Consider the following 22774-nt stretch of genomic DNA (forward strand, 5'->3'; position numbering starts at 1 on the left):
TGGTGAGGCGAGAGTCAAGGGCGGTAGCGCGGTGTCCAGGCTCTCTGGCGCGGCTGGCGACAATGAAGAGATCCGGCGCCTGCTCGTTGAAACGGCTTCGGCGCAGGCAGCGATGGGCGTGAGACGGCGGAGCGGGACAGGCCCGTGGATCAAGCGCGCATCAACCACGATCGTTGTAGGCAAAACCTCAAAGTGCCTACAACCGCTCCCGATAAGCGCGATCGATTGGGTTCGGGCTCGGCGTTGTCCGTCAGCGAGCGTCGCCGCCGATCGTGTAGCGAGAAACGCCGAACACCATGTAGTTCATGCCGATGGGCAGAGCGGCGCCGACTGGCACGATTTCGCCAGCATGCGTGTCCCACACGTAATTCGACCAATCCCATCCGGCGGTCTTCGTCGCCTGCGCGACAACGAAGGATCCGCATCTGAGCCGCGCGGAAGTCGGGCTTCCGTCGAAATCGAGGCCAAGCGAAAACGTGTGGACCTGCCAGTTCCCGCTCCGCTTTGCCGCCATCCGAACGACGCCTTCGGCCAGCTTGGTGAAGGGCTTTATAGCGGGCTGGGCGAGATGCAGCAGGGATAGGCCCTGCTTGAAGGTGTCGGTGTCCAGGACCTCAAGAATGTGATCGTCGCTCGAACTCGACACATTCACCGTTCGACCCTCGAAGCTCACTCCATTGTCGCCCACCGTCAGTCCAAGGAAGATTGGGAGCCCATTGACGCCCGCACTCTGGCCGTCTCTCGCTCTGCATGTCGCCGTGAAGGTCAGCGCTTCGGTTTCGCCCGCGACCTGGTTTTTCCCCGAGAACTCGCAGAGCACCCGGTGCTCGCCGCGGCCCGGGAACTCCTGCACGAAAAAGCGGTCGAGGGTGACCTTTATGGTGTTTCCCTTCAGCGTTTCGTCGGCCTCGATCTCCGCGAGGGGAACGATCGGCAGACGGTCGCCGCCGGTCTGGTCGATGAAGCCGAAAATCGCATTGGTGCCCAGGAACGGCCGGTCGGATCCGAAGCCCCAACCCTGGGGCGCACCGCCGTGAGGCGTCAGTTCGTCGGCTCGGCGGTCGTCGCCAATCAGCCGCAGATAGTCGATTACGGCCTGCAGGCTCTCGGCCCCCAAGCTGTCGTCTGCGTTGAAACTCATGGTCGCCTCGCTCTGACAGCGACGCCCGCACGCGCGCGCAACTCAAGTTCCTGCCGAATTTCCTGATAGATGTCGGCCCGGATGGTGTCGGCGGTCTCGAAGCTGACAGCCAAGGCGTAGGGCGCGTCGACCTGGTTGAATGCGGTGGTCTCCGCCACGGCCTGAACGCCGATCATGAAGCTCGACCGACTGCCGAAGGGGACTGCCTTGCGTCCATCGAGCACGGAATGAAACAAGGTTCCCTTGGCGCAGTGCCGGTGGTCAGGCTGCACTACGTTAGTCCGGTCTACGCCCTCCCAAAAATGGGATTTGCCTTCGTCGTCGGTGACCACGAGCCGAATGGATCTCGGCGAGGCGGCGCTGACCCTGACGGGTGAGCTCCAAGCGAGCGTGACGGTGATGCGCCGGAGTTCCGCGAGTGACGACAGCGAGTCGGGAAGCGGGATTTGATATTCGTGTCGACGGTTATTCCGCAGCGTCGCGTCGGCAAGCATCGTGACGCGATGGGCGGAGCCACTGATCACGCGGTCTACGTCTGGCTCGCCATATCCGAGAAACTGGGAGATGGCGACGCGGCGACGGTAGTTCGAGGTCGCGGCCACAGGTGGATAGAGCCCATCGAGGTGACGGCCGATATCTCCCCACGAGCAGCCATGCGCAAGCAGGCATTTCAGTATCACGGCCCTGGTCTGTCGATCACGCCACCGGGCTTCACCGGGCGCGGCTGGAATGTCATCAAGTGCATCGGCGATGCGGATGGCGCCCCGGGTCGCCAGCGCTGCGGCGTTGCTGGTCCCGCTCGAGCGTTGTGTCCGATCGCGGCGTCCGCCACGAGTGTCCGGGATTGCAGCTCTCTGGCCGGCGCCCTCGATCTCTTGGCTGAAGAGCTCGAGACCTGCTGGCGTGACGCGCGCCCGCGCCGCCTGACGGCCGCCCGGCATGACGAGATCAGGCTTGATCGAGCCTCCGATGCCGGTGCCGAGACGCGATCCGAGATTGGTCATCTTCAGCGCGCCGAAGGGATCGATCGCGGCGCCGGCGAAGGCGCCGGGGCCGGCGAAATCGCTGTGGAGCGCCCCGACGGTCAGGCTGTTGCAGGACTGGGCGGGACTGAGCACCGGACGCGTGGCTCGTGCGCGTTCCAGAGCGGTCAGAATGGCCTCGGTGCGGGCGTCGGCCGTGGCGCGCCGAAAGTCAGTAAGACTGGCGAACCCGTCCAGCGGGAGGCCATCCTGTGCGTTGCCGGCGCTTACGACGAACAGCACATGATATCGGTGGGACAGGTAGTCGAGGAGCCTGCTCCAGTGACTGGCCCGGCGCTCGAACGGCGAATGCATGTCGCCGAGCGAGTGGTTGATGATCAGCACGTCAGGCCCGACGGGCTTGCCGTCGCCGACACCTTCCTTCAGGGCGCGGACGGCGCGCTCGATCATTCCGACGGCAAGCTTATCGGTCGGAGTATGTTCCGGAGAGCCGTTCGCCGGCGATGCGAGCACAGGCACGACGAGCAGCGTCCTGCTGATCGGCGGGTGACCGCCATCGAGGTCTCCGTGGATGACGAGGGAGGCCATCTGGGTGCCGTGCATCCGCCGGTGTGGAGGAGCCTCGGTCGGCGTCACGTCGACGGGGTAAACGTCGATCCGGTTGCGCAGCAGATCGTGGTTCTCGATCGGAAAGCCGTCGAGCAGGGCTGCGATCGGAGCACGGGTGTCGGGCTGCGCGGGAGGGGCGCGATCAACAGGCTCCAACGGATCTCGCTCGCTCGGGGGATGCGGAGAAAAGCTCTGTGGGCGGACGACCATGACCTCGTCGGCGGTCGCGAGCGGCCCGGCGCGCTCGATCAACTCCAGGGCTCGCGTGACGGGTAGTTCGACGAGAGCGGCATGATACTGGATGGGCTCGAGCAGCACGCGATCGAGCACCCGGCCATCAGCGGCCGCGACCTTGGCCTGGAACGCCGTCATTCGGGCTTGCCGCACGATCGGGTCTTCACGGAACCAGAGATCGAATTCGATGCGGACGGCGCCTGTAGGATTGCGCCGGATCTGGTCGCGCAGAACCGTGCGGGTCCATTGATCGACCCGGTCTTCCGCGCTCCAGGTTCTGATCACGTTCAGCGTGGCGAAGATTTGCCACCACTTGCTGTAGCCCTGCGGGGCCGGTTCCCGTGCCGTGAACGCAGTCCAGAGACGCAAGAGCGTTTGAAGCGCCTCTCGTGACGGCATCAACGCGTAGAGGCGCGGATCCGCGGCGGTGGCGGGATCGACGAGATCATCTTCGTCGGTGATGTTGTCGTTTCCGTCAGCACCCTCTTCGAGCATCCAGGCGAAGCCAAGCCTTCTGGCTTCGTGGGCAAAGTTTTGAACGCCGTTTTTCAGTTCGAGAACGAGGACCCGATCCGGAACAATCCGGTTGGGTTCAGCGGCAATGTCTACGCCCGCCTCGATCTCGTCGAGCGTCCGCCGAAGTCGCTCAAACTCACCGCCAAACCGCGTGGTCTGCGTTTCAACGCTTTCCCGAGGCCTACGGCGCCGATCAGGCGCTCCCTTAATCCTCCTCACCTGCTGCGAAGGACGCAGTCTCAGGATCGGTCTTTCGGTCGGCATTACGTTGGCCCTTCGACGGCTCGAAGCGCTTGCGCCACCGCTTTAAGGTCAAGCGAATGGCGTCGGACCAACTCGCGTTTACGCCCGACAGCACAATCCTCCGTTGCACGTCGAGCGCGAACTGTTCAATCTCGGAAAAGCTCTTTCCCCGGAAGTTTTTGGCCAATCCCTCAAATTCAACAGTGCAATCCTTAGGCGCATCGCGGAACGCGCTTTTGAGCCATGACGCCAACTGCGCCTGGGTTGGATTGGGCATTGTCAGCCGCAGCTCGAACCGCCGCCATACGGCGCGATCGAGCAGCTCCGGATGGTTGGTCGCGCACACGAGCAGGACGTGAGGCGGCAAGGCGTCGAACTGCATCAAGAGCGAACTGACGACGCGCTTGATCTCGCCGGTTTCATGGATGTCGCCGCGCTCTTTGCCGATGGCGTCAAACTCATCGAAGAAGATGACGCAGGGCGTTGTTGCGACGAACTCCATCACCGCCGAGATCTTGGAGGCCGTCTCGCCGAGGAAGCTTCCGACGATCGCCTCGTAGCGCAGCACGTAGAGCGTCAGACCAAGCTCGGTCGCGAGCGCTTCCGCGAGAGAGGTTTTCCCGTTTCCGGGCGGACCTACGAGAAGGACGGTGTGTCTCGGGGAAAGCGAGTTCGCATAGAGCAGCTCGACGTTTTCGTGTTCCTGACGGAGCTCGTCGAGTTCTTCGCGCGTATCCTTCGGCAAGATCAGATCGTCAAACCGCCGTCGCGGAACGATCTCGTGCAACAGTCCGGCGACGCTGTCGGGCAGCCGCGCTGACGGCAGGCTCAGACTTGCGCCGCCGACCGCTTCGATCACGTTCGCCAGACGCTTGGCGAACGTGTGCTGCTGCTTAGCCTTCGCCTCTTCGGCGAGCGCCCGAACGGTCCTTTTGACCATGGACCGATCACCAGACGCGCCGGCTTCGGCCAACGAAAGAACGAGGTCGCCTCGACTCATGCCCGATCTCTCTTGTCAGCCTGAGGCTCTACGAGCCGACCGCCGCGAAGTGTCGAAGCTGTTGCTATCAGAGCGTGCAACACCTTCTCGAACGAGACAAGGTCGCGTTCCGTTATTTCGCCAACTCGTTCCTTTTTGGAACTCTTTTCTGACCCGTGGGTCGCCATGGCTTCGCGAATGCGCGCAGCCGTCTCGCCCGTGACGAGGCCGCTTGTGAAGGCGCGCTGGAGCGTCGACTTACCGATATCCAGGAGCCTAGAAGCGCGCGAAACTCCACCGTTCTCGCGAACGAACCGGTCGAGCTGCGCCTTGAGCTCACTGTCAGGAACGACCTTGGGCATGGCTGGTTGTTTCATCACCATGAGTATGCGTCAATCCAAAAAATACGGAACATAAAAGATCGAAAAGGAACAGGTAGATTGCATCCTGAGTGGCTGCCCCGCGGTCGCAGGAGCGTTCCCGCTCCGAAGGCACGATCGGCGCCAAACGCCGCCAAAGCGGCAGGCTGCCCGGTTCGCGTTGCGATCCGTGCCGCGCGCGACGTCGGGCTGCAGCCCTGGCGCTGACGACCGATCGCTGCCGATGGAGCTCGAATGCAACGGAGCCGACCGCGGGCGCGTGGGCTGGGTATCAGCGATATAGGCGCGCGAGCCTTGCCGGGGCGCAGCAGACTCTTCAATTCTGAAATAAGACTCGCAAAATGTGAGGCGCGCGACTCAATTATTCTGATTTTATTTAGGAAAATCCGACGTATAGGCGCATCCAACTCAATATCTCTGAGAAAGGCGAGCGATGCGTTGGGTCGACGGAATGCTCAAGATTTGGCCGGAAGACGATCTTATCTGGCCTCTGAGCTTGAAGCCCCAAAGGTACGATACGCTCCATCCCGAGCCGGCCGATGAGTGGTACGAGCGAAATCGGAACGCGATCGGGCATCTTCATCCGCTGATCGCCGGCCAGTGGGTTCACCGCCACTGGCATCACTCTCCGTACTGCTCGTTTCCTCTCGACGGACTGTCGTGGACGATCGAGGAGTGGCCGAACGAGCGCCTGCTCAACGTCCACTGCCCCCGATGCATGTTCGATGCCGCATTCGACTTCGAGACCTTCAACAGCTATCCGGACAATCCGACATCGGAACCGATGAACCGGACCGGCACGTGGAAAATCCCGATTGTCATCCTCAATACGCCGGCCGGTGTAATCGACGCTCAGGGACCAGACCCTAGATCGCGCCACCTGCTGGTCGAAGGTCACCAGCGATTGCGCTACCTCAACGCTCTGGTCGCCCGGAGGCAAGGCGCACCGGCTCACCACGTTTTTGTCCTTAGCTACGGCTCAGTCGAAGCCCCTCAAAATTCAACGAAAAATGAGGCCTAAGACTCGGCTTCATGAAATAGCGTTTTCCAGACTCGGTAATTGCGAAATTGGACTCAGTTAATCTGCGTGCTGAGGTCTAATGATTTCAATGGCTTAGGATGCTGCCGCGACTCCCTTATTCTGAGGCAGTACAGTCGGCTTTTCATTACGACGCAGCAACGGGACCCCGCCTTGACGACGGGGTCCCGCCTCCGGACGGAAGCGTTGGGGGGCGTGAATGCTTCCGCCTGCGCCCGGGGTTGGGGCCCGGGCGGTTCGAATCAGATCCGGCGGACGGCGCGCGCCGTGCCCGCGGCGCCGCCGAACCAGGCGGCGACCGCCGCGAGGGCGAGGGCGAGGAAGCCGAGCAGCGCGCCGCGCGAGACCACCTTGGTCGCCGTCACCGAAGCCTCCTGGGCCGCGCGCTTGGCCTGCTCGACGGTCTGGCGATAACGCGCCTCGTACTCGCCGACCTGGGTGCGGGCCTGTTCGGGGCTGATGTTCTGCGCCCGGGCGAGCGCCTCGGCCGCGCGGGTCCGCGCCTCATCGGCCTTCTGCGGGTCGCCCGTCAGCAGCGCCTGAACCGCGGCCGCCGCGCCGGAGCGAAGCGCTTCCGGATCCTGGCCCTCGCCTGCGGAACGCACCTGGCGCTCGATCTCCTGCAGCGGGTTCAGCGTCGCGATCGTCGGGGACGCGGCCTGGATGGCCGTGGAGGCGATGCCGCCGGCGCCGCCGACCACGCTCGACAGTCCGCCGAAGGCGCCGCCGATCAGCGAGCCGACCGAGGTGGTCAGCAGGTAGAGGATGACGAGCGTCGTCGCGGCCCAGGTGGTGAGGCCGTGGAAGCCGCCGACGGTCTTGACCGGCCGGCCCGACACCCGGCTCGACACGTAACCGCCCGCGAAGGCGCCGACGAGGCCGGCCACGAGGTACCAGACGCCGCCCGCGATCGAGAAGGCGCCCGCGCTCGGGTTTCCGGAGGCGCCGGGGTCGACCACCGCGGCGCCGATCCCGACGCCCAGGAGGTTCAGGAGAAGTTGAACCGTCAGCGCCACCACGACGCCGGCGAAGACCGCGCCCCACGAAATCTGGTTCAGCGCGGCGGTCCGGTCCTCGGCGTGCGCGAGCGGTCCGCCTCCGGTGATGGAAGTAGCTGTCATGTCGCCCTCCTGGGGCTTTATGTCGGGATGTCGGGTCGTCCGGGGGCGGACGGGGCGGGACGCGGCTGGCGTCCCGCCGAAGCTCGGGTCACTTCTTCAGCGCGTCGCGCGCGGCGTCGGCGGCCTTGCCGACCGTGCCCTGGACCTTGCCCTCGGCCTTCTCGGCCTTGCCTTCGGCTTCGGTCTTCTTGTTGCCGGTGAGCTTGCCGATAGCCTCCTTGACGGAGCCCTTCGCTTCCTTCGCCGCGCCTTCGATACGGTTCTTGTCCATCTCGGTATCCCTTCCGAAAACCGGCGGTCGCGGGATTGCGCCGCCTTCGATGGGATTGAGATGGACTGGCGGCGCCCTGCGCGACAGAACCGGAAGGACCAGTTGGATTGGTATTTTGGGACCGGTCAGGCGGACGGCCAGGGCTTGCCCTTGATGGCGGCTTCCCCCGTCACGCCGCGCTCGCGGGCCCAGACCACCGCGGCGGCGCGACGGTTCACGCCGATCTTGCGGAACAGCGACGCCACGTGGTTCCGCACCGTGTTGGTCGACAGGCCGAGGCGGTCGCTCATCGTGACGTTGTCGCAGCCCTCCGAAATGAGCCCGAGGATCTGCCGCTCCCGTTCGGTCAGATCGCCGACGCCGACGCCGGGTCCCGGCTTGCGGGAGGTCTGGCGGAGGTTGGCGAGCTTCTCGACCACGGTGCGGCTGAACCAGGAGGTGTCGGCCATCACGCTCTCGATCGCCGCGATCAGCTCGTCCTCGGTCTTCTTCCGCTCGGTGACGTCCTGCACCACCCATAGGACGCAGTCCTCCTCGTTGATCTCGACCGTCTCGGCGGAGACGAGGCAATCGACGTCCGCGCCGTCCTTGGTCCGCATCGCCAATGGGGCGTTCTGCACGCCGCGCCCCTCCTTCAGCGCGCCCTCGATGGTCCGGCGCGCCGCGGGATCGGCCCAGAGCCGGATGTCGGCGGCGGCGCGCCCCGTCAGCTCGACGTCGGAATAGCCGCTCAGCGCCTCGAACGCCCTGTTGACCTCCATGAAGGCGTGGTCGGCGAGCCGCGTGATGGCCTCGGCCACCGGCGAAAGCCGGAACGACTTCGAGAAGCGCTCCTCGGACTTGCGCAGCGAGGTTTCGGCTTTCCGGCGCGGCTCCAGATCCGCGAAGGTGAAGAGCATGCAGGGCTCGCCGCCGACGTCGATCGGCTGGCCCGCCACGATGACGGCGCGCCCGGTCCCGTCCGGCAGGGGAACCTCGGCCTCCATCTGCGTCACGGCGCGGCCCTCGGCGATGCGCTCATGGGCGAGGTCGCGTCGCTCCGCGCCGGAAAACACGTCGAACGCGCGGACGCTCTGGCCCACCACCGCGCTTCGGTCGTGGCCCGTCATGTCCATGAAGCCCTGGTTGACGCGCACGTAGATCTGGTCGGAGACGCGGCAGATCAGGGCCGGGGCGGGATTAGCGTTGAACGCGCTCTCGAAACGGTCCTCGGCCTCGAAGCGCTCGGTCTCGTCCTTGACGATGAGGACGAGCAGCTCCGGCTCTCCGGCGCGGTCGACCACCACCAGGCTGCGGAGGGTGTGGACCCAGGTCGTGTCGGGATCGGCGGCGGGCGACACCTCGACCGTGACGTCGTCGAAGGTTTCGCCGGCGACGACGCGATCGAGCGGGTACTTCTCCTCCGGGAGCGGATGGTTGTTGCGGAACCGCAGCCGGAAGGTCCGCCTGTAGCCGTCGACGGAGCCTCCGAGCCCGTCGAGCGACTGGACCCCGTGCATCGCGAGCGCCGCCACGTTGGCCCAGGAGATCGACTGGTCCGGCTCGACCAGGATGACGCCGTCGGTCAAGCCGGCGATCACCTGCTGAAGCGCGGCGCGGTCCGTCTTGATCGCGGCGTCGGGGGCGTCCATCGGGCTCTCCGGCATGTCCCGCGCATATCTACGCCGCCTGCGCGGAATGGCGAGCGCCGGCGGCTCCGAAGCTGCAGACCCACATCCTTCAGGCCTCCTGGGTCGCCCGCTCCGTCGGCCGCTGCGAAGGGGACGTGAGCCGCAGGACGAGCGCGCCGAGCGCCATGCAGCTCAGCGAGCCGACCAGCACGCCGATCTTGGTCTCGGCCTCGAGGTGCGGGGCGTCGGCGAAGGCCAGCAGCCCGATGAACAGGCTCATGGTGAAGCCGATGCCGCACAGCAGCGAGATGCCGTAGACCTGCCCCCACGAGGCGCCCTCCGGCCGCTTGGCGAGACCGAGCTTCACCGCCGCCAGCACGATCCCGAAAATGCCGATCTGCTTGCCGAGGAACAGGCCGAGCGCCACCCCGAGCGTCACAGGCTCCAGCAGCATCCGCGCCTCGACCCCGGCGAAGGAGACGCCGGCGTTGGCGAAGCCGAAGACCGGCAGCACGACGAAGGCCGACCACGGCGTGACGCCGTGCTCGAGCCGGTGGAGCGGCGACTCGGCCTCGCCCTCCTTGCGGCCGATCGGGATGGTCATCGCCAGCAGCACGCCCGCGACGGTGGCGTGCACGCCCGATTTCAGCACGAAGAACCAGAGCACGAGGCCGAGCAGCAGATACGGGGTGAGCCTGCGGACGCCGAGCCTGTTCATCGCGACCAGCGCCGCGAAGGTGACGGCGCTCGCGGCCAGCATGGGAAGCGACAGCTCGGCGGTGTAGAACACCGCGATGATCAGCACGGCGCCGAGGTCGTCGATGATCGCGAGCGCGGTCAGGAACACCTTCAGCGAAATCGGCACGCGCGATCCGAGCAGCGTAAGCACGCCGAGCGCGAAGGCGATGTCGGTCGCGGCCGGGATCGCCCAGCCGCGCAGCGTCTCCGGGCTGGATGCGTTGACGATCAGGTAGACGAGCGCGGGCGCCGCCATGCCGCCGATCGCGGCGAGGCCCGGAAGCACGCGGTCCGGCCAGGTGCGCAGGCGGCCTTCGAGCAGCTCGCGCTTGATCTCCAGACCGACGAGCAGGAAGAACACGACCATCAGCGCGTCGTTGATCCAGTGCAGCACGCTGAGGCCGCCGACATAGGCCTTGAGGGTGGCGAAGTAGGCGGTCGCCAGCGGGGAGTTGGCGACGATCAGGCCGAGCGCCGCGGCGGCCATGAGGATCAGCCCGGCCGAGGCCTCGTTGGCGAAGAAGGACCGGAGCGGGGACTTGCTCGGCTTGAGCTGCGGCGCGGCGGCGGACATGGGTCGTCACCCCTTGATCGAAAGGCTGTTCAGTCTCCGTGGGTTTTGGGCGAATTCCCAAGGCGCACGCAGCACGCGCCCGTGCCGCGGATTATAGGGCGGACGCGCCCTTTCCGGCGCCCCTCATGACCGCCGCGGCGCTCACGGTCGCGCGAGGCTCGCGTGCGATCGGATCACGATGTCGAAGCGCTCCGCCGACAACTATGCGGCGCGCCTTAAGCGCCCGAGGCGAGCGCCGCCATGCCTTCGCGGTAGGTGGGATAGGCGAGGCGGACGCCGAGCTGCTCGCGCAGCACGCGGTTCGCGACGCGCTTGTTCGAGGAGTAGAAGCTTCGCGCCATCGGCGTGATGTCCGCGGTCTCGAACGGCGTCTCCGGCGGCGGCGCGATTCCGAGCAGGCCGGCGGCGTAGGCCACCACGTCCTGCGGCGGCGCCGGCTCGTCGTCGGTCACGTTGACGATCGGCCCGGCGTCGGGGCGCGCGATCCCGGCGGCGAGCGCGGCGGCGATGTCGTCCACATGGATGCGGTTGAACACCTGTCCCGGCTTCACCAGCCGTTTCGCCGTTCCGGCCCTCAGGTTCTCGATCTGGTTGCGGCCGGGGCCGTAGATGCCGGCGAGCCGGAAGATCTGGACTGGGACGCCCCTTGCGGCTCCGAACGCGAGCCAGTCCCGCTCCACCGCGATGCGCCGGGCGCCGCGGTCGCTGTCGGGTTCGGGCTCCGTCGTCTCGTCGACCCAGCCGCCGTCGGCGTCGGCGTAGACCCCGATGGTCGAGAGATAGCCGATCCACGCCAGGCCGTCCGCGGCCTGCAGGGCTTCGCCTGCGCCCCGGAGCGTCGGGTCGCCTTCGGCGTCCGGCGGCGCCGACACCAGCACATGCGTCGCGGCTTTCACGGCGGCGCCAAGCGCCGGCGCGGCCGGCCCGCCGTCGAACAGGTGGGCCTTCAGCCCCTCGGCGCCGAGCCGGGCCACGCCCTCGGGCGAGCGCGTGGTCACGTCCACCGCGTCGAAGCCCGCGCCATGAAGCGCCACGAAACGGCGCGCCGTGTAGCCGCACCCGAACACCGCCAGCCGCCTCACGCCGCCTCCATCCCGATCGCCGCCCATTCCGCCCGGACCTCGTTGTCGGTTTCCGACGGCAGCCGCCGCGCCGCAAGGGCCGCAAGGGTCGCAGGGGGCGCGATGCGGCCGAGCGCCCAGGCCGCGGCGCCCCGGACGAGCGGCGAGGCGTCGTCGATAAGCGGCTCCAGCGCCGCGGTCAGGCCGGCGTCGCCGGAATTGCCGATAGCGATCGCCACGTTGCGCACGAAGCGGTCGCGGCCGATGCGCTTCACCGCCGATTTCGCGAACAGCACCCGGAAGCCGGCGTCGTCGAGCCTCGCGAGCTCCGCGAGCCCCGGCGCCTTCAGCGCCGCGCGGCCGGCGAGCCGCATCTCGCGGCCGGCTTCCGCGAACTTGTTCCACGGACAGGCGGCGAGGCAGTCGTCGCAGCCGTAGATGCGGTTGCCGAGCTTGTCGCGGTAGCGATGCGGGATCGGGCCGGCGTGCTCGATGGTGAGGTAGGAGATGCAGGCGCGGGCGTCGAGCTGGTAGGGCGCGGGGAAGGCGCCGGTCGGGCAGGCGTCGAGGCACGCCCGGCAGGAGCCGCAGCGGTCGGTCTCGGGCGCGTCCGGCGGCAGTTCGGCGGAGGTGAAGATCGCGCCGAGGAACAGCCAGGAGCCGAAGTCGCGCGAGACCAGATTGGTGTGCTTGCCCTGCCAGCCGAGGCCGGCGGCGGCCGCGAGCGGCTTCTCCATGACGGGAGCGGTGTCCACGAACACCTTGGCGGGATGGCCGGCCGAGGCCAGCGCCCCGGCCACCTGCTTCAGCCGGCCCTTGATCAGGTCGTGGTAGTCGTCGCCTTGCGCGTAGACCGAAATCGCGCCGCGGTCGCGCTCATCGAGGATCGCGCGCGGGTCGCGGTCGGGTCCGTAGTTCATCGCCAGCATGATGACGGAGCGCGCCTCCGGCCACAGCGCGTGCGGGTCCGCCCGCCACGCCGCCCGCTCCGCGAGCCACGCCATCGTGCCGTGGCGCCCGAGATCGAGCGCGGCCATCAGCCGTTCGCCGGCCTCGAGGCACGCGTCCGGCGCCGTCACCGCGACGGCGTCGAAGCCGTAGGCGCGGGCGCGGGCGACGATCTCGGCCTTGAGGGCTGCGGGCGTCATGGGCGCGAGGCCTGTATTCCGCAGAGACCGTCATCCCGGGCGAGCACAGCGAGACCCGGGATCGTCGTCCGGTGAGCGTGCGAAGACGCGCCTCGTCCTGAGGACGATCCCGGCTCTGCGCGGCTTCGCCGCTGCGGCCGGGACGACGTTTTACGCCGAGGCGCCCCGCTCAGAAATCCAGGTTGGCGTAGTTCAGCGACGGCTGCATGCCCTTGATCGTCTCGGCGAGCAGCGGACGGAACGAGGGGCGCGACTTGACGCGCGCATACCAGCTCTTGGCGGTCTCGTCCTCGTCCCACGGCACGTCGCCCAGATAGTCCACCACCGACAGATGGGCCGCGGCGGCGAGGTCGGCGTAGGTCAGCCGGTCGCCGGCGAGCCAGTTCCGCTGCCGCGCGAGATAGCCGACATATTTCAGATGATAGCGAATGTTGGAGCGCGCCGCGCGGATCGCGGCCATCTCCGGCGCGCCGCCGCCGATGCTGGTCGGCATGAAGCGCTTGTAGACCTTCTCCATCACGAGGTGGCTCGAGACCTCCTCGAAGAACTTCTGGTTGAACCAGGCGGTCAGCCGGCGCGTCTCGACGCGGTCGCGCGGGGCCTCCGGCAGCAGCCGGCGGTCGCCGAGCGCGAGGCCTCGGGTCTCGTCGAGATACTCGGCGATCACGTCGGCGCCCGGCACGGACGGGATGCTCGCCTCGACCAGCACCGGCGTCGTCGCCGCGGGGTTCAGGTGCAGAAAGGGCTCGCGCCGCTCCCACACCCGCTCCTCGACCAGATCGGCGTCCAGTCCGTATTCGCCGAGCGCAAGGCGCACGAAACGCGAATGCGGGCACAGGGGATAATGATACAGGATCGCCATGGAGCCGGGGAGCTGGGGAGGGGAGCTTCGGTGTGGCCGGCCCGCCGCGGACGCCGCCGGAACGCCGGAGGCGCGTGGCGCGGCGTGGGAACCCCGTATAGAACCGGCGGCGCCGCGCGACAACTGCGAATCGGCGGCGAATCCCGGGGGGAGCGCTAAGGTCATGGACGTCGTAAGCCTGCTGCAGGCGGCGCTGCTGGGCGTCGTCGAGGGACTGACCGAGTTCCTGCCCGTCTCGTCCACCGGCCATCTGCTGCTGCTCGGCCATTTCCTCGGCTTCCACTCCACCGGCAAGACCTTCGAGGTGCTGATCCAGCTCGGCGCCATCCTCGCCATCCTGCTGGTCTACGCCGGTCGGCTGACGAGCGTCGCGCTGCGGCTGCCGACCGATCCCGACGCCCGCCGCTTCGTGCTGGGCGTGCTGATCGCCTTCCTGCCGGCGGCCGTCATCGGCGCCACGCTCCACGGCTTCATCAAGACGGTTCTGTTCGAGTCGCCCGCCACCGTCTGCGTGGCGCTGATCGTCGGCGGACTGGTGCTGCTCTGGGTCGATCAGATCAAGCCGACGGATTCCGACGCCGTGCGTGACGCCGACGGGCCGGCTCACGGCTCGCTCGACGGGCCGCACGAAGAGGTCCGCTACGACGACGCCATGAAGTTCCCGATCTGGATGTGCCTCGCGGTGGGGCTCTGCCAGTGCCTCGCGCTCATCCCCGGCGTGTCGCGCTCGGGCTCGACGATCGTCGGCGCTCTGCTGCTCGGCGCGAGCAAGCGCGCCGCGGCCGAGTTCTCGTTCTTCCTCGCCATGCCCACGATGGCGGGCGCCTTTGCCTACGACCTCTACAAGAACCGCGACGTGCTTTCGGTCGACGACCTCGGCCTCGTGCTGGTCGGCTTCGTCTGCGCCTTCGTCACCGCGCTGGTCGTGGTGCGCTACGTGCTCGACTTCATCTCGAAGCGCGGCTACGCGCCGTTCGCCTGGTGGCGGATGATCGTCGGCTCCGTCGGCCTCGCCGGCGTGCTGGTCTGGGGCTGAAGGCATGGCCGCGGACCGCGTCGCCGCCGCGCTCGCGCTCAAGGGCGTCGACAGCGCCGGACGTGGCGACGACGGGCCGCTGCGCGGGCTGTCGCTCGTCATTCCGGCCGGCGTGTTCTGCGTCGCGACCGGAGCTTCGGGCTGCGGCGCCTCGACCCTCGTCCGCTTCGTTCTCGATCGCCAGGGCGACGCTCTGCTGGTCGACCCGAAGGCCCTGGGCCCGCGTCTCAGCGTCTACGACAACATCGCCCGCGGGCTCGCGCGGCGCGGCGCCGCCGCATCCGAGGTCGAGGCGAGGGCGCTTGAGGCGGCGCAGGCTATGGATCTCGCCCCCTTGCTCGCCCGGGCCACGGGCGGCCTCTCCTTCGAGCAGCGCTGGCGCGTGGCGTTCGCCCGCGCGCTCGCCCACCGTCCGCCGCTGCTGGCGTTCGACGAACCGTTCGCGGGCGCCGGGCCGGTCTGGCGTCGCGACCTCCGCGGCCTGATGCGCCGCGTCCACGCCGAGACGGGCGCCACGGTGGTAGCCGCCTTCGCCGATCCGGGCGAGGCGCTGGCGCTGGCCGACCTGCTGGTGGTTCTGGATCGGGGCGAGGTTCTGGCTGCGGGCGCGCCGCTCGCGCTCTACGACCAGCCGCCGACGGCGGCCGTCGCGCGCCTCACCGGCCCGTTCGGGATCAACCTGCTGCCGGTCCGGGCGAACCAGACCGGGCTGTCGCTGGAGACGGGCGCGACGCTCGGCGGGGCCAGCGCCATGACCACGGCGACCTTCGCGGTGCTGGGCGTCCGTCCCGAGCATCTGGCGCCGATCGGCCCCGAGGGCGAACCGCCGAACGGCGCGCGCCTGCCGCTCGACGTCGACCGGGTCGAGAGCACCGGCGCCGACACGCTGCTGTCCGGCCATGTCGGGCCCCATCCCGTCACCGCCCGGGTCGCGGGCCGGATCGCGGCGAAGGCGGGCGAGCGCGTCGTGCTCGGCGTCCGCGGCGAGCACCTTCACATGTTCGACGCCGAGACGCTCACGCGGCTCTGACATGCGCGGGCCGCGGCCGTCCGGCCGGCGCGTTCGCTTGAAAGAACGCTCCCAGGCGCCCATTTCGACGGTCGGTCGGGACCTCCGGCCATCGGAGCGCTTTGTTTACGAGGCTCCGTCAAAGTCGCTTTCAGCGAGGACTTTGAGCATGTCGCGTCTGACGAGCCTGCAAAGCCCGTTTCTGTTGGGGTTCGATGGTCTGGAGCGTGCGCTTGACCGCGTCGCCAAAGGCTCCGACGGCTATCCGCCCTACAACATCGAGCGGCTTCCTGCCGCGACCGAGGGCGAGCAGGAACGCATCCGCATCACGCTTGCGGTGGCCGGCTTCCGGCCCGAGCAGATCGAAGTGACGCTCGACAAGAACGAGCTCGTCATCCGCGGTCTGCCGGCGACGGAGCGCGACGACCGGGTCTTCCTCCACCGCGGCATCGCCGCGCGCCAGTTCGCGCGGGCCTTCCTGCTGGCGGAGGGCATGGAGGTTCTCGGCGCCGAACTTGCGACGGGCCTTTTGGTCGTCGATCTCGTTCGTCCCGAACCGAAACGCTTGGTGAAGCGTATCGCCATTACGGCCCGGGACGACAGCTGCCGCATCGCGGAGAAGGAGTGACGTCATGGTGCATGGAACTGACTTCCGGAAGGCGCCCCTGAGCACGGCGGAATTCGCCGCGATCGGCGACGGACGCCTCGCTTACGTGAAGCCGATCCTGTCCGAAGAGCTCAACGCCCTGTTCCCGCAGGCGCCCGAGCTCGAGCCGGGGCTCGCGCTCTACGCGCTGCTCGGCGCCGACGGTTCTCCGATCGTGGTGGCCGACACCCGCGAGGCCCTGATCGAGAGCGCGCGCGAGCACGAGCTGGTCACGGTCAGCCTGCACTGAGGCTTGGAGGTCGGGCGCGGCGAGCCCGCCCCGACCGTCATGCCCGCCTTCGCGGGCATTCCACGACTTTCCCTGCGGTCCGCTCGACACCGCAGCCGTCATGCCCGCGCGAAGGCGTGGGCATGACGGCTCGGGCGCCAGAGCGTGACGGAATCGCCTAAAACTTAAGCAGAGAACAGCGGTCAGGCCGCATTCGGCGCGGCCGCCTGCGTCAGCACCGCGTGCAGCGCGGTCGCGTCGCGCGAGGCCCTCAGCTTCTGCGCCGTGCCGGGATCGCGCAGCAGCCGCGCCACGCGGGCGAGCGCCTTGAGGTGGTTGGCCCCCGCCGTCTCAGGCGCGAGCAGCAGGAAGGCGAGGTCGACCGGCTCGCCGTCGAGCGCGTCGAAGTCGATCGGCCGGTCGAGCCGCGCGAACAGCCCGAACAGCCGGTCGAACTTCGGCAGCTTCCCGTGCGGGATCGCGATGCCCGCGCCGACCCCGGTGGAGCCGAGCCGCTCGCGCTGCAGCAGCGTGTCGAAGATGTCCCGCTCGGGCAGGCCCGTGAGCTCGGCCGCCTTGGCGGCCAGCTCCTGGATCGCCTGCTTCTTCGAGTTCGCTTTGAGCGCGGGAAGGATCGCGTTCGGCGCGACGAGGTCAGCAAGGGGCATCGTGCGTCGTAACCTCGGCTCTGCGGCTGCCTGAACGGCCTACGGACGAAACGTCCGAGGGCCATCGCGGCCGCGAGGGGTGGTCAATGGCCTTCCGAGCCGTTGACCGCGGGCGGGTCGATCCACCCCACATTGCCGTCGGCACGGCGATACACCATGTTGATCCCGCCGTGAACCGCATGACGGAAGACGACCACCGGCGCGCCCGTCAAGTCGAGCTCCATCACCGCAAATCCCACCGTCATGCGACGCAGCTGGGTCGTCGTCTCGGCGACGATGACCGGGCTCCAGCCCTCCTCCTCGACGTCGCCGTCATCCGGGGTCTCGAACACCACGTAGGGGGCCGAATCGGCCTCGCCGTCGCTGTGATGGTCCTTGAGCCGCTGCTTGTAGCGCTTGAGGCGGGTCTCGATGCGGCCGGCCGCCTGGTCGAAGCTGGCGTAGGCGTCGCCCGCGGCGCCCGCCGACTGCAGCACGATGCCGCTGTCGAGATGCAGCGAGCATTCGGTGCGGAAGCCCGCGCCGTCCTTGGCGACGGTGACGTGGCCGGAGAACCCGCCGCCGAAATACTTCTCCATCGCGTCGGTGATCCGGTCCTGAACCTGTCCGCGAAGAGCATCGCCGAGGTCGAGGTTCTTCCCGGAGACACGCAAGCTCATGAGGTCCGCTCCACATAATGATTGCCGCGGCCGGCCGGACGGCCGGCGCTTCGGATACGGCGTCCTCAAGGGATGGAGCGAGGCCGCCGTCCTGCAAGTGGTAAGAGCCGCCCGATGGGAAGTCAATCAACCCTTAAGCGGGCTCGACGTTCCACAAACTATTGAAATCAAAAGATAAAACTCTACGAGAGCGCGGCGTCGCGCGCGGCCTGCTTCTCCCGCCGCCGCTGCACCGACGACGGTATCCTCAGGCTCTCCCGGTACTTGGCGACCGTCCGGCGGGCGATGTCCACCCCGCCTTCGTGCAGCCGCTTCACGATCGTGTCGTCCGAGAGCACGTCGTCGGGGCTTTCGGCGTCGATCATCGTGCGGATGCGATGGCGCACGGCTTCGGCCGAATGGGCGTCGCCGCCGTCTGCGCTCGCGATCGAGGCGGTGAAGAAGTACTTGAGCTCGAACACGCCGCGCGGGGTCGCCATGTACTTGTTGGCGGTGACGCGGGAGACGGTCGATTCGTGCATGCCGATCGCGTCGGCCACGATCCTGAGGTTGAGCGGCCTCAGATGCGCCACGCCGTGGGCGAGGAAGCCGTCCTGCTGCCGCACGATCTCGGCCGCGACCTTCAGGATCGTGCGGGCGCGCTGCTCCAGGCTGCGGGTCAGCCAGTTCGCGGTCTGCAGGCATTCGGTGAGGAAGGTCTTCTCGGTGTCGGACTTCGCCGTCTTCACCACCTTGGCGTAGTAGGACTGGTTCACCAGCACCCGCGGCAGCGAATCCGCCACGAGCTCCACCAGCCACGCGCCGTCGGCGCCGGCGCGCACGATGACGTCGGGCGTGACGGCCGGCGCGAGCTCGGCCCCGAAGGCGTGGCCGGGCTTGGGGTCGAGCCGCCGGATCTCGGCCAGCATCTCCGCGATGTCCTCGTCGTCGACGCCGCAGATGCGCTTCAGCGCCGCGAAATCGCGCCGCGCCACCAGCTCCAGATTGCCGATCAGCGCCGCCATGGCGGGGTCGAGCCGGTCGCGCTCGCGCAACTGGATCGCGAGGCACTCCTTGAGCGAGCGGGCGCCGACGCCCGTCGGCTCGAAGGTCTGCAGCACGCCGAGCAGGCGCTCGACCGTCTCGATCGACGCGCCGAGCCGCTCGGCGATCGCCTCGACCTCGTCGCGCAGATAGCCCGCCTCGTCGATCAGGTCGATGAGATGGAGGCCGATCAGCCGCTCGACCGGGTCGGTCACCGCGAGCGTGAGCTGGTCCTGGAGATGGTCGGCGAGGGTGGCGCGCCCGGCGACATAGGCCTCGAGATCGGCGCCGTCGCCGCTCGGGGCGCCGCCGGAGCCGAGCGACGACCAGTCGCCGGGCTCGGCGGGCGCCTCCGCCGGCTTCTGCGCCTCGCGCGGGGCGTCGTCCGGGAACACGTTGCCGTAGTCGGTGTCGAGCCGCGCCTCGATCTCGGAGCGCGAGCCGGGGGTCTCGCCGTCGCTCCAGCCGTCGTCGCCGTCCGCCGCCGCGGCCCCGTTGGCCGTTTCGGCGACGCGCTCCTCGGCCTGCTCGTCCTGGCGCTCCAGCAGGGGGTTCTGCTCGAGCTCGTTGTCGACATAGGCCGCGAGGTCGAGGCTCGAAAGCTGCAGGAGCTTGATCGCCTGCATGAGCTGCGGCGTCATCACCAGCGACTGCGACTGGCGCAGGAGCAGCTTGGGGGTCAGTGCCATCAGGCGGCGGTTTCTCGACGACGGCGGAACGGTTACGCGAAGCCGTCCCGCGCGGCCGTCCGCGCGGGACCGGGCCGCGCCTCGAACACGCGGCTCACGAACCCGTGGGCTCGTGGGCCGATTCTTGCATGAGACCCGGCTTCGCCTTCAGTTAAAGCCGGAATTCCTCGCCGAGGTAAAGCCGTCGCACGTCGGGATGGGCCACGACCTCGTCGGGAGCGCCCTCCATCAGCACGCGGCCGGCGTGGATGATGTAGGCGCGGTCGATCAGGCCGAGCGTCTCGCGGACGTTGTGGTCGGTGATCAGCACGCCAATGCCGCGGTTGGTGAGGTGCCGCACCAGCGCCTGGATGTCGCCGACGGCGATCGGGTCGATGCCGGCGAAGGGCTCGTCCAGCAGCATGAAGCTCGGCCGGCTCGCGAGCGCGCGGGCGATCTCAAGCCGGCGCCGCTCGCCGCCCGACAGCGCGATCGACGGCGACTTGCGCAGCCGCGTGATGCCGAACTCTTCGAGCAGGGCGTCGAGGTCGCGCTCGCGCTGCTTGCGGTCGGGCTCGACCACCTCGAGCACCGCCCGGATGTTGTCCTCGACGTTGAGGCCGCGGAAGATCGAGGCCTCCTGCGGCAGGTAGCCGATGCCGAGCCGCGCGCGGCGGTACATCGGCAGCCGCGTGACGTCGTGGCCGTCGAGCTCGATGCGGCCGCGGTCGGCCGGCACGAGGCCGGTGATCATGTAGAACACCGTGGTCTTGCCGGCGCCGTTCGGGCCGAGCAGGCCGACCGCCTCGCCGCGGCGCAGCGACAGGCTGACGTCGAGCACCACGGCGCGCGAGCCGTAGCTCTTGGCGAGGCCGCGAACCTGCAGCAGGCCGTCGTCGGTTGCGCCGGCGTAGGCGTCCTGCGGCTCGTCGCGGGACGAGTGCAGGCCGTCGCCATGCGGGAAAGCGGGGGCGCGCGCGTCGCGGCCGCCGATCCAACGCGACATGAAACTCACGCGTCGCTCCTCAAGCACGATGTCGGGGGCCGCCGGCGGCGCTTCAGCGCTGCGCGCCGCCCGACGAACCGTTGGTGTCGCGCTGCGCCGGGCGGAACACGCCCTGCACGCGGCCGCGGTTGGCGCCGCTTTCGATGCGCGAACGCTGCGACGTCAGGTCGACGAACAGCCGGTCGCCGCGGATGACGTTCTCGCCCTGCGACACCACGACTCCGCCCGTCAGGGTGACGGAGTTCGAGGGCATGTCGAACACGCCGCGCTGGCCGGTGGCGCGCTGGTCCTTCGATGTCACGACCACGTCGCCCTCGGCCTCGAGCCGGCGGATGTCGCGGCCCTGCGGGGCGGCGGGGGTGCCGGCCGGGCCGGCGGTCGCGCCTTGCGTCGGGCGCTGCTTGTCGCCGGCCGCCGCGGCGGGGCGGTCCTGGTCGCCGTAGTAGAAGATCGTGAGCTGGCGGCTCTTCAGCGTCGAATCGCCCTGCACGACCTGCACGTTGCCGCTGAAGACCGCGGCCTGGTCCTTCTCGCGCACCTCGAGGTTGTCGGCCTCGACGTTGACCGGCTCGTCCGAGCGTCCGGAGAAGCCCTCGAACGCGCTCGTGACGGATTGCGCCGCGGCCGCGGAGGTGAGGGCCAGACTGGAGAGCAGGACGAGGACGGTTCGCATGGGCGCCTCCTTGGGCGTGGTTCTTTCAGCCGTCATTGCGTCTGGGCCTTCGGGGGGCCGTTGGGTTCGAGCGCGCCGCGCACGGCTTCGGCGGTGTCGGCGCCGCGCCGGAGCGTCATCTTCACCCGCCCGGAGAACAGCACGCGGTCGCCGCTGTCCAGCACCTCCATGCGGTCCGCGGTCAGGTCGGAGCCGCCGAGCTTGATGGCGACGGGCTTGTCGGTGACGATGCGGCCGGTCTTCATCTCGGCGCGGGCGTCCTGCAGCATGGCGTCGTCGCCCTTGTCGGAGATGACGCGCACGTTTTCGTGGAGGTTCAGCACCTGCGTGTCGGCCTGGTAGAGGCCGTTTCGCGAGCTGAGCTTCGCCCAGCCGTTCTGCGCCAGCTCGATACGCGCCTGCAGCTCGTCAAGATCGATGCGGTTCGGGTCGGCGATGGTCTGCCGCGCCGTGCGGGCGCTGACCTCGTAGGCGCGGTCCTGGCTGTTGAAGCCGCGCATCTTCGGCGCGTCCATCGCGACCGTCGGGCCGCCGACGCCGATGCCCGTGGTGTCGACGTGGATGTCGCCCGACAGCGGCTGCAGCGCGGCGGAGAGCGCCGCCGCCGCGACCGCCGCGGCCGCGACGAACGGCGTCGCCACCCTCAGCCGCCGCACCAGGCGCGAGTGCCGTTCCGCGGCGCGGAAGGCCTCCGGGCCGCGCCGGCCGGCGCCTGCGACCGCGATGGTGGGGGACGTCGTCAAGGACGGGCGCTCTCTGTCCTGGCTCAGGTGTGGGCGAAGATGTCGCTGTCCGCCCAGCCCGCGAGGTCGAGCGCGGCGCGAACCGGCACGAACGCGAAACAGGCCTGCGCGAACGCGGTCCGACCCTCGCGCTCCAGCAACCCGTCGAGCTTGGCCCTGAGCGCGTGCAGATGCAACACGTCGCTCGCGGCGTAAGCGAGCTGCGCCTCCGACAGTTCGCCCGCGCCCCAGTCCGAGGACTGCTGCTGCTTCGAGATCTCTACGCCGAGCATCTCGCGGACGAGGTCCTTCAGCCCGTGGCGGTCGGTGTAAGTGCGCACCAGCTTCGAGGCGATCTTGGTGCAGTAGACCGGCTCCGTCATGACGCCGAAGGCCTTGTAGAGGGCGGCGACGTCGAAGCGGGCGAAATGGAACAGCTTGGCGACCGAGCGGTCGCGCAGCAGAGCTTCTAGATTCGGCGCCGAGGTCTGGCCCGGCGCGATCTGGACGAGGTCGGCGTCGCCGTCGCCAGTCGAGAGCTGCACGAGGCAGAGCCGGTCGCGCTGCGGGTTCAGCCCAAGGGTCTCGGTGTCGATCGCGACCGCGGACCCCGCCGCGTAGCCGTCTGGAAGATCGCCGCGATGAAGCCGGATCGTCATGCCGTTCCTAACCGAAGACAGGGCGCGTCGGTGAAACGGCGGGATTCAATCGGCCGCCGGCGTCCGGCGCGCGCAGAACGCGAACGCGCCTCAGCGCCGCGAAGATCGTTTCGCGGCGCTGAGGCGCGGATGTGGTGCCCAGGAGAGGACTCGAACCTCCACGGTGTTACCCACACGGACCTGAACCGTGCGCGTCTACCAGTTCCGCCACCTGGGCTCGGCGCGGGTCTTAGGGGGTCGACCCCTGTCCTGTCAATGGCGCTTGCG

23 protein-coding genes and 1 tRNA gene are annotated in these 22774 nt (G+C 68.5%); 5 read left to right on the top strand and 19 right to left on the bottom strand.

What is annotated here, in order from left to right; all coding sequences use genetic code 11:
• Positions 1-250: 250 nt before the first annotated feature.
• From PKE78_RS17930 to PKE78_RS17945, 4 genes are read right to left on the bottom strand one after another with little or no spacing between them, the layout of a single operon-like run.
• Complete coding sequence (locus PKE78_RS17930; protein ID WP_271202292.1) at positions 251-1141, bottom strand: hypothetical protein; 891 nt, start codon at positions 1139-1141, stop codon at positions 251-253.
• Complete coding sequence (locus tag PKE78_RS17935; protein ID WP_271202293.1) at positions 1138-3747, bottom strand: S8 family peptidase; 2610 nt, start codon at positions 3745-3747, stop codon at positions 1138-1140. The genes PKE78_RS17930 and PKE78_RS17935 overlap by 4 nt, the downstream gene beginning before the upstream one ends.
• Positions 3689-4726, bottom strand: coding sequence for an AAA family ATPase (locus PKE78_RS17940; protein ID WP_271202294.1), 1038 nt, complete (start codon positions 4724-4726; stop codon positions 3689-3691). The genes PKE78_RS17935 and PKE78_RS17940 overlap by 59 nt, the downstream gene beginning before the upstream one ends.
• Positions 4723-5067: a hypothetical protein gene (locus PKE78_RS17945; protein ID WP_271202295.1), complete on the bottom strand. Its 345-nt coding sequence runs from the start codon at positions 5065-5067 to the stop codon at positions 4723-4725. Before PKE78_RS17945 ends, PKE78_RS17940 begins: the two co-directional genes overlap by 4 nt.
• 451 nt (positions 5068-5518) lie before the next feature.
• On the opposite strand from PKE78_RS17945, the gene PKE78_RS17950 reads away from it, so the two are divergent.
• The gene (locus tag PKE78_RS17950; RefSeq protein WP_271202296.1) at positions 5519-6106 is read left to right on the top strand and encodes a hypothetical protein; all 588 of its coding nucleotides are present in this window, start codon (positions 5519-5521) and stop codon (positions 6104-6106) included.
• Between the two features lie 260 nt (positions 6107-6366).
• Here the strand turns inward: PKE78_RS17950 and PKE78_RS17955 are convergent, their stop codons facing one another.
• From PKE78_RS17955 to PKE78_RS17985, 7 genes are all read right to left on the bottom strand, one after another.
• Positions 6367-7245: a PhnA-like protein gene (locus PKE78_RS17955; protein ID WP_271202297.1), complete on the bottom strand. Its 879-nt coding sequence runs from the start codon at positions 7243-7245 to the stop codon at positions 6367-6369.
• Positions 7246-7333: 88 nt separating this feature from the next.
• Entirely contained in the window at positions 7334-7516 is a 183-nt protein-coding gene (locus tag PKE78_RS17960) for a CsbD family protein (protein WP_271202298.1), read from the bottom strand.
• Between the two features lie 125 nt (positions 7517-7641).
• The gene (locus PKE78_RS17965) at positions 7642-9147 is read right to left on the bottom strand and encodes a helix-turn-helix transcriptional regulator (protein WP_271202299.1); all 1506 of its coding nucleotides are present in this window, start codon (positions 9145-9147) and stop codon (positions 7642-7644) included.
• 88 nt (positions 9148-9235) lie between these two features.
• Positions 9236-10438, bottom strand: coding sequence for a Na+/H+ antiporter NhaA (gene nhaA / locus PKE78_RS17970; protein ID WP_271202300.1), 1203 nt, complete (start codon positions 10436-10438; stop codon positions 9236-9238).
• Positions 10439-10653: 215 nt separating this feature from the next.
• The gene (locus PKE78_RS17975; RefSeq protein ID WP_271202301.1) at positions 10654-11520 is read right to left on the bottom strand and encodes an SDR family oxidoreductase; all 867 of its coding nucleotides are present in this window, start codon (positions 11518-11520) and stop codon (positions 10654-10656) included.
• Positions 11517-12647 carry a tRNA epoxyqueuosine(34) reductase QueG gene (gene queG / locus PKE78_RS17980; protein ID WP_271202302.1) on the bottom strand — a complete coding sequence of 377 codons (1131 nt, stop codon included), beginning with the start codon at positions 12645-12647 and terminating at the stop codon, positions 11517-11519. The genes PKE78_RS17975 and queG overlap by 4 nt, the downstream gene beginning before the upstream one ends.
• A 169-nt stretch (positions 12648-12816) precedes the next feature.
• Complete coding sequence (locus PKE78_RS17985; RefSeq protein ID WP_271202303.1) at positions 12817-13509, bottom strand: glutathione S-transferase family protein; 693 nt, start codon at positions 13507-13509, stop codon at positions 12817-12819.
• A 163-nt stretch (positions 13510-13672) separates the two neighbouring features.
• Between PKE78_RS17985 and PKE78_RS17990 the strand changes: the two genes are divergently transcribed.
• The 4 genes from PKE78_RS17990 to PKE78_RS18005 all read left to right on the top strand — a co-directional run bounded on the left by PKE78_RS17990 (position 13673) and on the right by PKE78_RS18005 (position 16450).
• Complete coding sequence (locus PKE78_RS17990) at positions 13673-14545, top strand: undecaprenyl-diphosphate phosphatase (RefSeq protein ID WP_271202304.1); 873 nt, start codon at positions 13673-13675, stop codon at positions 14543-14545.
• A 4-nt stretch (positions 14546-14549) separates the two neighbouring features.
• The gene (locus PKE78_RS17995) at positions 14550-15575 is read left to right on the top strand and encodes an ATP-binding cassette domain-containing protein (protein WP_271202305.1); all 1026 of its coding nucleotides are present in this window, start codon (positions 14550-14552) and stop codon (positions 15573-15575) included.
• A 148-nt stretch (positions 15576-15723) separates the two neighbouring features.
• Positions 15724-16182, top strand: coding sequence for an Hsp20 family protein (locus PKE78_RS18000; RefSeq protein ID WP_271202389.1), 459 nt, complete (start codon positions 15724-15726; stop codon positions 16180-16182).
• 4 nt (positions 16183-16186) lie between these two features.
• A complete protein-coding gene (locus PKE78_RS18005) occupies positions 16187-16450 on the top strand; it encodes a BQ00720 family protein (protein ID WP_271202306.1) in 264 nt (87 codons plus the stop codon).
• Between the two features lie 182 nt (positions 16451-16632).
• On the opposite strand, the gene ptsN is transcribed toward PKE78_RS18005, so the two are convergent.
• From ptsN to PKE78_RS18045, 8 genes are all read right to left on the bottom strand, one after another.
• Complete coding sequence (gene ptsN / locus PKE78_RS18010; protein WP_271202307.1) at positions 16633-17097, bottom strand: PTS IIA-like nitrogen regulatory protein PtsN; 465 nt, start codon at positions 17095-17097, stop codon at positions 16633-16635.
• Positions 17098-17180: 83 nt separating this feature from the next.
• Entirely contained in the window at positions 17181-17756 is a 576-nt protein-coding gene (gene hpf, locus PKE78_RS18015) for a ribosome hibernation-promoting factor, HPF/YfiA family (RefSeq protein WP_271202308.1), read from the bottom strand.
• A 182-nt stretch (positions 17757-17938) separates the two neighbouring features.
• A complete protein-coding gene (gene rpoN / locus PKE78_RS18020) occupies positions 17939-19468 on the bottom strand; it encodes an RNA polymerase factor sigma-54 (RefSeq protein ID WP_271202309.1) in 1530 nt (509 codons plus the stop codon).
• Positions 19469-19619: 151 nt separating this feature from the next.
• On the bottom strand, positions 19620-20462 hold the full coding sequence (lptB, locus tag PKE78_RS18025; RefSeq protein ID WP_428981295.1) for an LPS export ABC transporter ATP-binding protein: 843 nt from the start codon (positions 20460-20462) through the stop codon (positions 19620-19622).
• Positions 20463-20505: 43 nt separating this feature from the next.
• The gene (locus PKE78_RS18030; RefSeq protein WP_271202310.1) at positions 20506-21126 is read right to left on the bottom strand and encodes an LptA/OstA family protein; all 621 of its coding nucleotides are present in this window, start codon (positions 21124-21126) and stop codon (positions 20506-20508) included.
• 32 nt (positions 21127-21158) lie between these two features.
• Positions 21159-21869 carry an LPS export ABC transporter periplasmic protein LptC gene (lptC, locus tag PKE78_RS18035; RefSeq protein WP_271202311.1) on the bottom strand — a complete coding sequence of 237 codons (711 nt, stop codon included), beginning with the start codon at positions 21867-21869 and terminating at the stop codon, positions 21159-21161.
• 23 nt (positions 21870-21892) lie between these two features.
• Positions 21893-22507: a ribonuclease D gene (locus PKE78_RS18040; protein ID WP_271202312.1), complete on the bottom strand. Its 615-nt coding sequence runs from the start codon at positions 22505-22507 to the stop codon at positions 21893-21895.
• Between the two features lie 132 nt (positions 22508-22639).
• A tRNA-Leu gene (locus PKE78_RS18045) sits at positions 22640-22724 on the bottom strand.
• Positions 22725-22774: the final 50 nt, after the last annotated feature.

The organism is Methylopila turkensis (assembly GCF_027922325.1).
Classification (GTDB): domain Bacteria; phylum Pseudomonadota; class Alphaproteobacteria; order Rhizobiales; family Methylopilaceae; genus Methylopila; species Methylopila turkensis.